This is a genomic window from Frankia sp. KB5 (genome assembly GCF_002099325.1).
Lineage (GTDB): Bacteria > Actinomycetota > Actinomycetes > Frankiales > Frankiaceae > Frankia > Frankia casuarinae.
In genome coordinates this window covers 1-13,892 of sequence record NZ_MRUJ01000258.1, presented here as the reverse complement: position 1 = coordinate 13,892, position 13,892 = coordinate 1, and the positions used below count along the sequence as shown (strand labels likewise).

Here is a 13,892-nt window from a genome sequence, read left to right as displayed (position 1 = left end):
ATCATCCGCCGCCGTCCCATCTATTAACCCAGCCGGCTCATCGGATAACTCCCGAGGCCGTTTCCGCTGCCCACCATCAACCCGCTGACGTGCGGGTTTCCGCCGACCTCCAGGAATCTCCTTCGCACCCCCTCAAACCGAGGGGGACCTTGGTGCGGCGACGTGACATGACGCACCCGAAGGAGCCCCTTTCGGGGTAGCATTCAAGACTACCCTCGAACCTTCCGACTGGGGGGAGCAGTATGTTCTCACCCATGGGAGCGACACCATTGACGACCGGCCGGGGCAAGGAGATAACCTTTTCGATGTAGCCGGCAGCGGCCATCCGACGAAGACGGACGGCCAGCCTGGAGCGGAGCCGACGTGGCGGTGTGTCCACTTCACCCGCGATCGGATCATGGAAGGCATCGCACAAAGGTGGTGTACGGCTGATCCCGGGACCGACCACCCCTTCATGAATACACCGGTACGCGCCTGATTGGCCGGGGGCGCCCAGCCGGAGGTAGCCGGGTTATCGACGTGGATAGGGAGAGGAGCATAATGGGCCCAGTGGCATCGGATTCGATCCCGATGCAGGTGCGCCTGCACCGGACGATGACCCCCGCCGGCTTTGACCACGCACCGGGACCATTCGTCGCCGATGGACAGCCGCCCGACTCTCGCACGCAGCGGGAGCGGGTCCGTTTGGCCCAGATCGAGCTACTGGAGCTGAGCGCCCAGATGACGGCCCCCCATCTCCGGCGGCAGATCCTGCACATCTACTCCCTGCTGCGCAACGAACCGGTCGTCACGCCCGGCCCGCCGAAGCCGCCGCCCTTCCGCCTCACCCTGCGGGAGATGGAGGTGCTGACCCTCGTGGCCACCGGCTGCTCCAACGTCGAGGCGGCGGAGCACCTCACGATCCGCGCCGAGACCGTGAAGACCTACATGCGCAGCATCATGCGCAAGATGGGGGTCCGTAACCGTACGGCAGCCGTGCACGCCGCCCGGCAGAGCGGCCTGCTGGACTGAACCCGACCCGTGGACCGAGGCGGCCCGTGGACCCCGGCGGCGCCGGGGCCCGCGGCTCATCCGCCTACGGACACCCCAACGCCGCCGTCAGGTCGGCGGCGTTGAGCTGGCGCAGCACGGAGCAGCAGGCGTACGCCCCGCTGCGGACCACGTGGTCGACGGCGGCCGGCGAGCTGACCGAGGACATCCTGGCGCTCAAGACGGCGGTGCACGACTCCAACGGCTCGTTCCAGCAGACCGAGCAGGCCATCACCAGGACGTTCACGGTCTGAGGCACGGGGCCCCACCCCGCGCGCCCGGCCAGCCGGCCACTATCGCCGGGCAGACGATGCGCGAGGGTGGCGGCATGGACCCGGCCGGACGGCTCACCAGCCGAGGAGATCATCCGGCTGGTCGCGGAGGTAGCGGGCCATCGCGTCCTCGTGCTCGCGGCACAGCATGGCGGCGGTGTCGGCATCGCCGTCCCGCACCGCCTCCGCGATCCACCGACACTGCTCCCAGGCCAGGGCGACGCTGTCGGGGTCGAGCAGGAACGGCCGCGAGGTCGGATACCGCGACAGCGAACCGAGCACGTCCTCGAAGAGCTGAAGGGTGGGGCTGCGGGCGATCTCGGCGAGCAGCACGCCCCACTGCGCCCGGGCCCGGGCGTGGTCGCGGGCGTCCCCACCGGCGTCGGCGTCAACGAAGGTCAGCARCCGACCCCGCTCGGCCGGATCCGGATTGAGCGCGGCGAGCCGGGCGCACTCTGTGGTGATGAGGGCGTGGGTCGCGCTGAGGTCGGCGAACGAGGCCCGACGGGTGCGCAGGAAGACCGACGCCATGTGGGCGACCCCGGCCGCGTCCGGCCGCTGTCCGTACAGACCGCCGTGATGACCCCGGCGGACGGTGAGGATCCCCTCGGCCTGCAACAGCCGCACCGCCTGACGCAGCGACGGCCGGCTGACGCCGAGCCGGGCCAGCAGCTCGTTCTCCTGGCCAAGGTACAGGTCGCCGTCCTGCCGGCTGAGAATCTCCTCCCRCAGGACATGGGCGACCGCCGTCGCTGTGCTCACCGCGGCCACCCGTTTCATGCGTCCCTCCTCCCGAGCGTCCCTCCTCCCGAACGTGACGCCTCCCGAGACATGACGCGAACAACATCATACTTTCAGGTACCTGTGAGTTTCAGGTACCGAAGGCAACACCGTCGGCGAGATCGACGCCGACAGCGGGACGAGCGGGAGCGAACGCCGGCGTACAGGGCGCCACGAGGCCCAAGGGGCGGAGTACGGGGCGGACCTGCGGGGTGACGCACGATGTGCGGACCCGCCGGAAGCGGTGCTGCGCGGCCGGGCCCGATCGTATGATTGTTCAATGAATGAGATGCCTATCTCATATTATGAGACACCCAGCTGGGATCCCGGGACCTACGACGGGGAGCGCCGCCGGCTCGTCCCCTCCTTCGACCTGCTGTACGGATCGGTCGGCGACCTGGTGGCACGCCAGGGTGGCGCCCGACCGGCGGTGCTCGACCTCGGCGCGGGCACCGGTCTGCTGGCCGCCGCGGTCGTCGCGRCCGTCCCCGACGTCCGGTTGCACCTGTTCGACCGCGCCGCGCCGATGCTGGCCAAGGCCCAGGCGCGGCTGTCCGGCGGCCCGGTCGAGGCCGTCACCGTCGCGGACCTCGCATCCGCCCTGCCTCCCGGCCCGTTCAACGCGGTCGTCTCGGCGCTGGCCATCCACCACCTCGACGACCCCGGCAAGCGCGACCTGTTCCGCCGGGTGCGCGACGTCCTGCGGCCGGGTGGGCTGTTCGTCAACCTCGAGCAGGTCAACGGCCCAACCGCCGCCCTGACCCGGCAGTACGAGGACATGCACGAACGGCAGGCCCGGGCGGCGGGTTCGGACGACGCCGAGTGGGAGGCCGCGTTGCGGCGGATGTCCTTCGATCGGTGCGCGCCGCTCGCCGACCAGCTCGACTGGCTGGCCGACGCCGGATTCGCGCCGGTCGACTGCGTCGTCAAGCACGGCAGGTTCGCGGTCTATGCCGGCTGGCGCCCCTGAATCCGTCCACGGCCCACCCCGTCGCCCGGCGGGGCACCAGCCGGTGAGCCTCACATCAGCTGCCGGGCGACGTCCGTCCGCACACCTGCCAGGGCGGTGTAGGCCGTGCCGCCCGGACATTCGGTGGCCATCCAGTCGCGGTGCCCGCTGACGGCCGGGACGGTACGACGCCTGCCACTCACCGGATTGACGTAGTGGACGGTGCCGAGCGGGTCGAGATGATGCGCTCCGGTCAACGCGAGCAGCACCAGGACGAGCGTGCGACGGGCGGCGGCGGTGGGGATGCGCGTCCGCAGGTCACCGAGCAGCGCGACGCCGACGTTGCCGGCGTTGAAGTCCGCCACATGCGCGCCCGTCACCACGTAGCCGTCCTCCCGGTGGCCGGGAACGCTGTCCGTTCCCGACCACCGGCCCTCGTAGAGCGTGCCCGCCTCGTCGATGAGGAGGTGGTACCCGATGTCCGACCATCCCCGCTCGACCGTGTGGAAGTGGTAGATCGCCCGCACGGTGGCGGCGGGGTTCGGATCGTCGTTGGGCGTCACCGTGTGATGAACCGTGACCACCTGGCCCGGGTGGTACGTCGGTTTCCAACCGCTGCCGGACGAGGGGGACAGCCGTAGCGACTCGTCCGCGCCCCACGCGGCCCGGGGCAGGTAGCGCAGGTCAAGCGTCGCCGGCAGCCGGACGGGGGCGACCGGCGCGGCGGGGACCGCCGACACCCCGGACGCGGTCGCGACCCGGGGCGGCGGCGACGACCTGGGCGCGGCGAAGAGCCCCGGCGACCAGGCGGCGCGGGAAGCCGAAGGCGCGGAAAGGGCGGCGCGGGAAGCCGAGATCGCGGAAAGGGCGGCATAGGCGGACACAATGGGGGCCGTCAACCGCTGCAACGGCCCCGACGTCGTGTTCAGGGCGGTGGACGTCACGGACGTCGCGCCGGGTGGCAACCACAGTTCGTAGCCGGTCGCGCGGTGCGCGGCGACCAGCACGGCGGCGCTCCTCCCCCCGGCCGGCGAATCGTCCCGCTCCGCCGGACAGCCGACCGCCAGCGGCCGCCATGCGTCGAACCCACCCCCCGGCTGGCGCAGCCGGATCTCGGCGCCCCGAGAAACGGCACCGCCGGCATCGGCGGTCCCGGCGGTCCCCGTGCCGGCACCCCCGGAACCGGCCCTGCCATCCGCCGCGCGATCGTTCCCGTCACGTGTCCATCGGACCGCCACGTAACCGATGTCGAAATCCGACGTCGCGGGCCCCGCTCCCCTCGTCACGGCGGCCAGGGTCCGGGGCACGAGCACGACACGCGTCCCCGGCGCCGAGAGGGCCCGCGCTTCCGCACCGGGTCGGGCCCCCGCGTCCGCTGGCCCGGCCGGGCCAGCGGACGCGCTGCTCGGCGCGGCGGCGAGCAGCGCCTCCGCCCCTCCACCCAGACCGGCACCGGCGAGACCGAGAATTCCGCGCCGGGACAGACCGGGCTCACGGCGACGCCGACGAAACGGGTCAGCGGCATGGGACATGAGGCGTCCTTCGGGTCGTCATGGTCGAGACATTGGCACGCTACGGTAGCCGATGCCTCACTCTTTGCATCAAGGCGCCAAGAGATCCACCACGGGCCACGAGCTACCCGGCGGCAACGGGGACGGGAATACGTCCCGGCATCGAGGGAAGGTCCATAAGCATCCGCTCGGGAGGACCTGAGCATCCGTTCGGGAGGAGGAGTGCCATGGTCGGGAAGAAGCCGCGGACCGACAAGACCGACAAGAAGGCGCAGGCCGACGAGATGCGGGACGACGTTCCGTCCACCATCACCCGCTCCGACGATCAGGCCATCCGCACCTGGAAGAAGACCCACGACTCGGCGGTGGAAACCTACGGTGAGGGTGCGCGTGCCCACCGTGCGGCCTTTGCCGCGCTCAAGCACACCCACGAGAAGGTGGGGGACCGTTGGCGGCCGAAGAGTCGGCCCGGTCCCTCCGACGATCAGGCCGCCAAGCCGACGCCCGCCTCCCAGCACAGCGGGCCGACCGCCGAGGGCGTGGACGCGAACGCCTCGCTGACACACCTGCGCGCGCTCGCCCGTGAGCTCGACATCCCCGGCCGCTCGACGATGTCGAGGGACGATCTCGTCGATGCGATCAAGAAGGCCAACCGCAGGCGGACCGCGCAAGCCCGCGGCGGCGGGTAGGAGTCGTCAGCTCCCGAGGCTACCGGCCAAGGCCGAGATTGGCGTTTACTACCTAATGCGTACTACCTATGCGCTTTCGACGCGGATGTCGTCGAGTGCGAAACCCCGGATACCCATCATGGCCGGTAAGGGCCCACCGTCCGCGCGCCGCCGCGGGCGCAGGTAGTAGTGCCAGGTCGGGGCCGGCCCGACCGGCGGCCGGGCCCCTCGGGTAGGTTCTCCCCGCCCCCGCCGATAAATGATCTTCGTCGTCATGCGGTTGCCGGGGTCGGAGTGTCCCCCGGGGTCGGGGGGTCCCCCGGGCCCCGGGTCCCCCGCGTGCGAGGCCGCTTCGTCGCCGCCCTCCCGCAGGCTGAACCGCGCGTGCAGACGGCGCAGCGGCTCGGGAGCCCACCAGTTGTAGTCGCCCGCCAGGGCCATGAACGCCGGGACGAGGATCGCTCGAACGAGGGTCACGTCGAGCACGATCGACACGGTCAGCCCGATACCCACCAATTTGATCATGCTGATGTCCGACGCGGACAGCGCAACCATGACCACGATGAGAGCGAGCGCCACACTCGTGATCAGTGGACCGGTCGTCCCCAGCCCACGGGCGACGGAATCGCGGTTGTCTCCCGTCCGCAGGTACTCCTCGCGGATGCGGGCGAGCAGGAAGATCTCGTAGTCCATGCTGAGCCCGAACGCGATGAAGAACATCAGGACCGGGCTGGTCATCTCCAGCGTGCCCGACACCTGGAAGTCGCCGACCAGACCGGTCAGGTGTCCGTCCTGAAAGACGAACGCCAGCAGCCCGACGGTGGCAGCGAGGTTCAGCGTGTTGAGGAACATCGCCTTCAGCGGAAGGAGCACGCTGCCGGTGAACAGGAACAGCAGGATGAAGGTCGCCGTCATCACGACGGCGAAGGCCGGCGGCAGACTCCGCTTGATGGAATGCGAGGTGTCGAGGAAGTGCGGCGCGAGTCCGCCGATGAGGACGCCGAACGGCGCCGGTGCCGCCCGCAGCCTCCGGACCAGGTCCTTCGCCGACTCGGACAGCGGAGACCTGTCGGTCTGCCACACCGACAGCCAGGCGCCGCGGTGCGTTCCGACGTACCTCATCGCAGTCTTCGGCACCACACCGACCCGCTCGCCCCGCAGGAAGCTGCCGGTGACGGTGTCGATGCGGGCAACGCCCGGCAGCGCGGACAGGCGGGTCGCGTAGTCGGTCAGCTTCTCGGCGCTCCCCGGGTCCCGCGCGTCCACTCCGGGCACCACGATCGGAATCTGGCAGGACAGGCAGACGACGAAGTCCTCCCGCATCGCGTCGTTGACGACGTGAGCCTCCGCGGTCGCCGGCAGGACCGTGTCGTCGGCCAGCGCGAGGTCGAGGTGGYGCAGCGGGGCGGCACACAGCACCAACACGAAGATCGCGACCCCACCGAAGAACACCGGGTGGCGCATGACCCGCCGCGCCAGCGCCGACCAGCCGCGGCCAGCCGCCGAGGCCCCCACGCGGTGGCCACCGGACCGCCGGCGACCCGAGGGGCGTGACCCCGAGCGTCTCAGGCGCGACAACGCCAGCCGGACGTTGCCGCGCTCGATGCGGTCACCGAGCACCATCAGCGCCGCGGGCAGCACGAGCAGTGCGGCCACCTCCGATGCGACGACGACGATGATGCCGGCGAAGGCGAACGAACGCAGGTAATAGATCGGGAAGACCAGCGCGGCCGTCAGGGACAGCGCCACCGTCACCCCGGAGAAGAACACCGTGCGCCCGGCGGTCTCCAGCGTCCGGCGCAGCGCCGCCGCCGGGAGCAGCCCGCGGTCCCGTTCGTCCCGAAAACGTCGCAAGATGAACAGGCTGTAATCGACCGCGAGACCGAATCCGAGGGCAGTCGTCAGGTTCACCGAGAAGACCGACACGTCGGTGAGCGTGGCCGCCAGCCGCAGCAGCGCGAGACTCGACACCACCGACACCACGCCGACCAGGACCGGAAGCAGGGCGGCCAGGACCGTGCCGAAGGCGTAGAGCAGCACGAGGAACACCAGCGGAGCGGAGATCTGCTCACCGTGCGCCAGGTCGACACGGCTGCGCTCGGTCACATCACGCATGACCGCGGGCGCCCCGCCGAACCGGACCTGGACCCCCGGACCATCGTGGGCGTACCGGTCGTGCAGGGCGTTCAGGCGGTGCTGGATGCGGTCCTCGGAACCGGTGAGCCGGAACACGATCAGGGCCGACCGGCCGTCCTTCGCACGCAGCAGCGGGCTCGCCTCGTTGGGCCCGCCCGGCCAGTACGACAGCACCGAGGTCACCCCCGGCTCCGCGGCGATCCGCCCGGTGAGCTCCCGGCCCAGGCGGGCGGCGATCGGCCCGTCGATACCCGGGGCCGACGTCAGCATGATGGCGACGTCGGGGGGCGCGTCCGGGAACTCCTCGTCGAGCAGCCGCTCAGCCCGCGTCGACGGATCGCCCGGTGCGTAGAAACCACCGGTGGCGAGCTGGTCGTAGATTCCGGCATTCCACGGCAGCAGCACGACCACCAGCAGGCAGGCGGCGGCGAGTACCCTTCCCCGGTACACGACGGCCGCGTCAGCCACCATCGTGAACAGCGAACGGGGTGGTGCGCCGGTGGAGCCCGCCGACGCGGGGCCGCGGTCGGCCCAGCCCTCGTCCCGTCCGTGCGACCCCTCGTCCCGTCCGTGCGACCCCTCGTCCCGTCCGTGCGACCCCTCGTCCCGTCCGTGCGACCCCTCGTCCCGTCCGTGCGACCCCTCGTCCCGTCCGTGCGACCCCTCGTCCCGTCCGTGCGACCCCTCGTCCCGTCCGTGCGACAACGCGGCATACGTCACCCGATCGGGTCGGGATTCGCGCTGCTGCGCCGGATCAGCGAACGACGGCATGACGCTCCTTCGAGGATCTCCCGTGCCGATGGATCTCGTAACGGCCGGACGGTGGCCGCCAGCGACCACACGTCCGGGCATGGAGCACCGCATGGAGCACTGCGAGGAAGTCCCGAGCTTCCGCCTCGAAAGTAGACCCGCCTGGGGTCCTGGTTCCGAACTACCCTCGCCCGGAGGCAGAAGTGTAGCGGGAACCCGGCCACGATCGATATTCGGCCGCCGAAAGCAGGGCAACTGGAAGAATCTTCGAGGATAGGCTGCCGCCGCGGCGTAGGAGGAGTGGGCGGGAATGCCGGGAACAATCCCAAAGGTAGTAGGGCAATGCCTCAGGTCCAGCCTGAGCCTCGGCTCGCCGGCCGGGCGGCCCCGCCACTCCTGCCCGCACAACGTGAAAACGCCGCTATGGCACCGATGGCAGGCCACATCGACCCGCGGTCGAGATCCTCGTACACCGGCGCCGGGAATATACGGCGGGGTCGAATGGCCGTGACTGCCAGACCGGCAGCCACGGCCACACCCCCGGCAGGGGTCCGGTGCGGACCCCTGAGATCAGGGCAGCATTCCCATCTGGCGCGCGGCGTGTACCGCGGCCGTCCGGTTACGGACACCGAGCTTGCGCATGATGCTGCGCAGGTACGCCTTCACCGTCTCGGGCGAGACCGTCAGCCGGCGGGCCGTCTCGACGTTGGACAATCCCAACGAGACCTGGGCAAGCACCTCCAACTCGCGCGGGGTCAGCGTCAGCCGTCCGACCGTCTTCGTTTCCTCGGCGAGCAGCCCGCGCAGCAGCTCGGACACCCCGCCGATGCGACCACGCAGAAACGGATCGGCGACATGCTCGGTGACCTCCTGAAGCTCCCGATAGGCCAGCCGCAGGCTCTCCCGGGGCAGACCCGGCATCCGCGGAAACGGGACGGCCCCCGGCACCCCGCCCTGGATCGGCACCTGCACCCGCCCCTCGACCGGCACCCCGCCCTGAACGGGCACCCGCCCCTGGACCGGCACCCGCCCCTGGACCGGCACCCCGCCCTGAACGGGCACCCGCCCCTCGACCGGCACCCCGCCCTGAACGGGCACCCGCCCCTCGACCGGCACCCGCCCCTCGACCGGCACCCGCCCCTGGACCGGTACCCGCCCCTGGACCGGTACCGACGGCACTCTCGACCGCGGCCCCCCACTGACGAGACCGAGTTCGCGCTCCATCAACCGGGCCACCGCCATGGCCGCGTGAATAGCCGACTCATCGAATGACAGATCCGGTTCGACAGCGGCGTACAGTACCGCGGCCACCGCGCCGTCCTCGCACACCGGCACCGCCATGATCGCACCGAGACCGGTGTCGTCGATCTCCGCGGCGGTGGATCGCAGCGCTCTTCGCGCGGCAGCTCGATCGTTGATGACGACCGGCCGGCAATGCTTGACGACCTGACCACCGATGCCCATCCCGGACGGGATCTCGACACCGATCAGCCCGGCCGGCCCCGGCCCGTCCACGTTGGTGATGGTCAGGGTGCGGGAATGGAGTGCGACCATTCCCCCGAAAGTAATGTGTGCACCCGATGAGGCCCGCAGGCGCACGAGCGCCCGAGGCAGAACAGTTTGCATACGGCTAGGAATAGCCAGTGTAAGAGTCATGAGCATCCCCTTCCCCAACCTGCCCAGACGTCGCGAATCCTAGCACCGGCTTTACAATAAGCACAAACAAATACCGACGAAACGGACTTTACATATCTGCATGAGAGTCGGGGGCCGCGGGCGCGTAGTGGACTCCGTGGCTTCATCGCCACCACCCACCAGGTTCCGGCAACGTACCAGGAAAGTGTCAGGAATGTATCGGGGAGCGCACGGCGAGCAGGTCCGTTCGGGCCATGACACGCAGCCGGGCTAACCCGGCGAGGAGCTGAAGTTCGGCGACCGAACGGGGAGAGCTGTCGAGCAGCGCCGGTGACATGACCAGCGCCGCCGCCACCTGGGCCCGGGAGATCGCGACGTTGAGCCGGTTGCGGGAGAGCAGGAAGTCCAGCCCCCGCGGCGCCTGGGCCGAGCTGGACGTGGTGAGCGAGGTGATGACGACGGCTGCCTCCTGGCCCTGGAAACGGTCCACCGTCCCGACCCGCACCCCGGGCAGGCCCGCCTTGCCCAGCGCGTGCTCGACCGCCCGCACCTGCCGGTTGTAGGGGGCGACGACGAGCAGGTCACTGCCGAGGAGCGGGCGCGGGGGCCCGCCGTCGACGAGGGTACGACCGAGCAGGTGGCGAACGATGTCACGGATCACGGCCACCTCCTCGTCCGACCGGGTGCCGTTGTCGTGATGCTCGACGTCGTGCAGGTACAGCCCGGCCGGCACACCCGCCACGGCGCGCGTCCCGGCCACCGGATGCGCGTGCAGCAGCCCCCGGTACGCCAGCGCCGACACCGGCGCGCACACGGCCGGGTGCAGCCGGCGGGTCCGGTCGAGGAAGTAGCCGAACTCGGGCGGGATCACCTCGGCGTCGCCGAGCAGATGCGACAGCGCCGATGCGTCCGCGCCGTCCGGATGGATGCCGGCCACCACCTGCGGCAGTTGCTGCGGATCGCCGAGGAGCACGAGGTTGCGGGCCGCGCCAGCCACCGCGAGGGTGTCCGCGAGCGCGAACTGCCCCGCCTCGTCGATGATCAGAACGTCGAAGGGGTCACCACGCAGCACCGGGTTCGCGAACGCCCAGGCGGTGTCCCCGACCAGGTGGCCCTCGGGGTGCTCCCGGCGCCACGCCGCGAGTGCCCGCAGATCCCGCGGACCATCCCAGGGCGGGAACATGCCCGAAGCCGCCGAAGCCGGCCTCGCCCCGGACCGCTGTTTCTTCGCGGCGGGCACCGCGGGGCGCCAGGCGGGCACGGCGTCCGCGGCCCGGGCGTCCGCGGCCCGGGCGTCCGCGGCCCGGGTATCCGCGGGCTTCGGGTCCGCCGGCGGCTGGCCGGTCGCGGCGAGCATCGCGTTCTCGATCGCCTTGTGACTGGTCGAGCAGACCCCGACCGTGCGCCCCTGCTCGACGAGATGGCGGATGAGCCTGCCGGCGAGGTAGGTCTTGCCCGCCCCCGGCGGCCCCTGCACGGCCAGGTAGGAGCCGTCGAGCATGCTCACCGCGGCGAGCACGGCGGCGATCTGGTCTCCGTCGTGCTCGCCGGGCGCCGGCAGGTCGTCCCGGCCGACCAGCCGCGGGGGGCGACGTCGCAGCAGGTCCAACGCGGGGTCCGCGGGCAGGTCCGGCAGGGCGTCGGCGGTCCGGCGGGCGAGGCCGCGGATCGCCGCCGGCTTGGGTTCCGGACGCACCGGCGATCCGGGCAGCACGGCGAGGGGCGGCCTGCGGGCCACGCCGTCGGGGGCGACGCTCTCCCGCAGCAGCAGCGTGTGCGGCTCGGCTCGCTCGACGACCGCGTCGGTGGTGGCGCCCTCGGCCCCGGGCGGTCCCGGGTAGAGCAGCCGCACCGCCTCGCCGCGGTCGAAGGGATGCGGACGGTCCGGATCGACGCGGGCCTGCAGCAGTCGACGACTCCGCCGCCGTCGCCCGGCCGGTTCGACCCAGTCCTCGACAACGGTCCAGCTCACCGGGACCGCGCAGTCGTCGGCCGATTCCAGCGTGGCGCGATCGGCGGTCAGCGCCGCGAAGTACGACCACCAGGCGGGCTTGTTCTCACGCCGGTGGTATCCGACGGCCGCGGCGAGCAGGGCGCGCGCCCGCTCGTCTCCCGTCCAGTCGGCCGGATCGTCGGGAAGGCCCGCGACGAGGGTGTCGACGAGCGCGTCGTCGGCGGCGTCGACGAGCGCGTCGTCGGCGGCGTCGGCAGCGGTGTCAACGGCGGCAGCGGTGTCGATCCGCGGCGTGCCGCCGTCGGCCCCCCGCAGGCCCAGTAGCCAGCGGTGCAGTCGGTGGGTCGACACGCAGTCGATCCGGTTGTAGTCGGCGATCTGAGCGAGGACGCGGTCGGCCGCGGCGAGCTCCCCGGCGGCGCGGTGTGCCAGGAAGCTCTCGTACGCCACGATGCTGTCGGTGGCGTTCTTCACCTCGGCCTGTCGGGCACCGGGCAGGAACAGCGGTTCGAGGTATTTGATCGAGTAGGACGGCTGGGAGATCCGCAGGCTGCGCCGGACCACGGCGTAGAGATCCACCAGCCGGTGCCCGGCGAGCAGATCGTCTACCTGCCGTTCCCGCGTGCCGTGTCGCGCGGCCAGCCGGCGCAACGCGTTCGGCTCGTAGGGCGCGTAATGGTAGATGTGCGCGCCGGGGTGCGCGCGCAACCGCTCCGTCGCCCAGTCGACGAAACGCTCGAACGCCTGCCGCTCCCCCGCCCGATCGTGTGCCCAGAACGCCCGGAAGAGCTCGCCGTCCGCGAGGGTGACCGCGCCGAACAGGTACTCCAGACCGGCGGCGTCCAGCGCGTACGGATCGCCCTCCATATCGAAGTAGATGTCACCGGGATCGGGCACCGGAAGGGCCGCGAGACCCTCCGGGCCGGTCATCCGGACGGTCACCGTCCCGACCGGGTCGTCCGCGGTACGCGTCGCATCCTGCCCGGCCTGCAGTTCCGCCTGAAGACGCAGTCCCGCGAACGTCGCCGGGGACATCGTCGCGGGCCGCTGGTCGTCGCGGGCCGCGGCGAGCTCCTCCACCGCGGTGATGCCGGCCGCGCGCAGCACCTGTCGCTGGTCGCCGCGCAGCCCGGCGACCAGCGACAGGTCGCGGGCCTCCGCCCGGCCGCGCGCGCAGTGCGCGCTGAACGCGCAGGTGGCGCAGGCCGACCGGGGCTCGGCCCAGGACGGTTCGGGAACCGCGGGGGCAGCCGCCAGCCGATCGGCGAGACGGCTGCGCGCGTGCCCGACCATCGGCACGACATCGTCGACCCGGAACGTGCGCACGACCCCGACCCCGACCCCGACCCCGAGCGCGGGCTCTGGCTCTGGCTCTGGAGCGGTGGCCCGCTGCGCGGGATGCAGCAGATGCATGAACCGCGGAACGGGTACGCCCACCGACGGTAAGGCCGCCGCGTAGGCGGCGAGCTGCAGCACGGCTCCCGGACTGGCGTGCCGGGCGAGCTTGGCGTCGTAGGGCTCGTAACGGCCCGCGACCGCGGGCCCGGTCGATGCGCCGGCGACCGGGTCGAGATGCGCCGCGATGAGGAAGTCGGGGCGCCCCTGGAACGCGCCGTCGAACAGCGCCCCCTGGTAGACGACGGGAACCCCGGCGGCCAACGCCTGGCGGGTCCGCTCGTGGGCCTGGGCCAGGGCGGCGAGCGTGGGGGCGGGCCGCTCGATCGCCACGACCCCGTCCGCGCCAAAACACCGGCGCAGATGCTCCAGCCAGCGTCGTTCGTGCGCCTCGCCGTGCCGCACGGCAGTGGTGTCCGCGGGGGTCAGGCGCACCCGGTCGATCCGGCGCGGCCCGTTCTCCGACGTCTCCCCGGTCACCAGCCCGGCGGCGAGCGCGTGCGCAAGCCCGACGCGATGCCCACACTCGACGACGTCGACAAGATCACTGGCGGAAACCACCCAGCGGTCCTCGAACCTGTGCACGACACCATCCCCATCTGGGCCATCCCGTTTCCATCCGGGCCATCCCGTTCGGTCCCGTGCCAATCCTCTCCCGATCCGGGTTCACGGTCCGGACCAACCCGGCCGGGCGTGCCCCGAAGGACTGAAGGTGGCCGGTGAGGGCGGCGACACCAGCCGGGCGTTGGGTACGCGCCCTGTCCGTCGCGCGGGACACCGAGGTGACGACGGCCATCGGCTGGGGCGTGCGGT

Annotated in this window: 9 protein-coding genes; 4 read left to right on the top strand and 5 right to left on the bottom strand. The window is 71.5% G+C overall.

Annotation, left to right across the window (positions count from 1 at the left end):
- Positions 1-540 precede the first annotated feature (540 nt).
- Both KBI5_RS21300 and KBI5_RS21295 read left to right on the top strand, forming a co-directional pair.
- Complete coding sequence (locus KBI5_RS21300) at positions 541-1,011, top strand: LuxR C-terminal-related transcriptional regulator (RefSeq protein ID WP_011435982.1); 471 nt, start codon at positions 541-543, stop codon at positions 1,009-1,011.
- A gap of 26 nt (positions 1,012-1,037) precedes the next feature.
- Complete coding sequence (locus KBI5_RS21295; protein WP_011435981.1) at positions 1,038-1,283, top strand: hypothetical protein; 246 nt, start codon at positions 1,038-1,040, stop codon at positions 1,281-1,283.
- Positions 1,284-1,376: 93 nt separating this feature from the next.
- On the opposite strand, the gene KBI5_RS21290 is transcribed toward KBI5_RS21295, so the two are convergent.
- A complete protein-coding gene (locus KBI5_RS21290; protein ID WP_085016245.1) occupies positions 1,377-2,081 on the bottom strand; it encodes an FCD domain-containing protein in 705 nt (234 codons plus the stop codon).
- A 280-nt stretch (positions 2,082-2,361) separates the two neighbouring features.
- Here KBI5_RS21290 and KBI5_RS21285 point away from each other — a divergent pair, with 280 nt between their 5' ends.
- The gene (locus KBI5_RS21285) at positions 2,362-3,051 is read left to right on the top strand and encodes a class I SAM-dependent methyltransferase (protein WP_085016244.1); all 690 of its coding nucleotides are present in this window, start codon (positions 2,362-2,364) and stop codon (positions 3,049-3,051) included.
- Between the two features lie 50 nt (positions 3,052-3,101).
- Here KBI5_RS21285 and KBI5_RS21280 read toward each other — a convergent pair whose 3' ends face one another.
- Entirely contained in the window at positions 3,102-4,562 is a 1,461-nt protein-coding gene (locus tag KBI5_RS21280; protein WP_011435978.1) for an N-acetylmuramoyl-L-alanine amidase, read from the bottom strand.
- A 206-nt stretch (positions 4,563-4,768) separates the two neighbouring features.
- Here KBI5_RS21280 and KBI5_RS21275 point away from each other — a divergent pair, with 206 nt between their 5' ends.
- Positions 4,769-5,230 carry a ChaB family protein gene (locus tag KBI5_RS21275; RefSeq protein ID WP_083494793.1) on the top strand — a complete coding sequence of 154 codons (462 nt, stop codon included), beginning with the start codon at positions 4,769-4,771 and terminating at the stop codon, positions 5,228-5,230.
- A 66-nt stretch (positions 5,231-5,296) separates the two neighbouring features.
- Here the strand turns inward: KBI5_RS21275 and KBI5_RS21270 are convergent, their stop codons facing one another.
- The 3 genes from KBI5_RS21270 to KBI5_RS21255 form a co-directional block, all read right to left on the bottom strand.
- Positions 5,297-8,116, bottom strand: coding sequence for an MMPL family transporter (locus KBI5_RS21270; protein WP_241883072.1), 2,820 nt, complete (start codon positions 8,114-8,116; stop codon positions 5,297-5,299).
- A gap of 549 nt (positions 8,117-8,665) precedes the next feature.
- Positions 8,666-9,721 (bottom strand): LuxR C-terminal-related transcriptional regulator, encoded by a 1,056-nt coding sequence (locus KBI5_RS21260; RefSeq protein WP_241883073.1) that lies wholly within the window; start codon positions 9,719-9,721, stop codon positions 8,666-8,668.
- A 217-nt stretch (positions 9,722-9,938) separates the two neighbouring features.
- A complete protein-coding gene (locus tag KBI5_RS21255; protein WP_198537866.1) occupies positions 9,939-13,664 on the bottom strand; it encodes a TM0106 family RecB-like putative nuclease in 3,726 nt (1,241 codons plus the stop codon).
- Positions 13,665-13,892 lie beyond the last annotated feature (228 nt).

Excerpts from the sequence above, each read along its gene's own strand:
- KBI5_RS21275 (WP_083494793.1), top strand. The coding sequence starts at position 4,769 with ATGGTCGGGAAGAAGCCGCGGACCGACAAGACCGACAAGAAGGCGCAG.
- KBI5_RS21280 (WP_011435978.1), bottom strand. The coding sequence starts at position 4,562 with ATGTCCCATGCCGCTGACCCGTTTCGTCGGCGTCGCCGTGAGCCCGGT.
- KBI5_RS21300 (WP_011435982.1), top strand. The coding sequence starts at position 541 with ATGGGCCCAGTGGCATCGGATTCGATCCCGATGCAGGTGCGCCTGCAC.
- KBI5_RS21260 (WP_241883073.1), bottom strand. The coding sequence starts at position 9,721 with ATGCAAACTGTTCTGCCTCGGGCGCTCGTGCGCCTGCGGGCCTCATCG.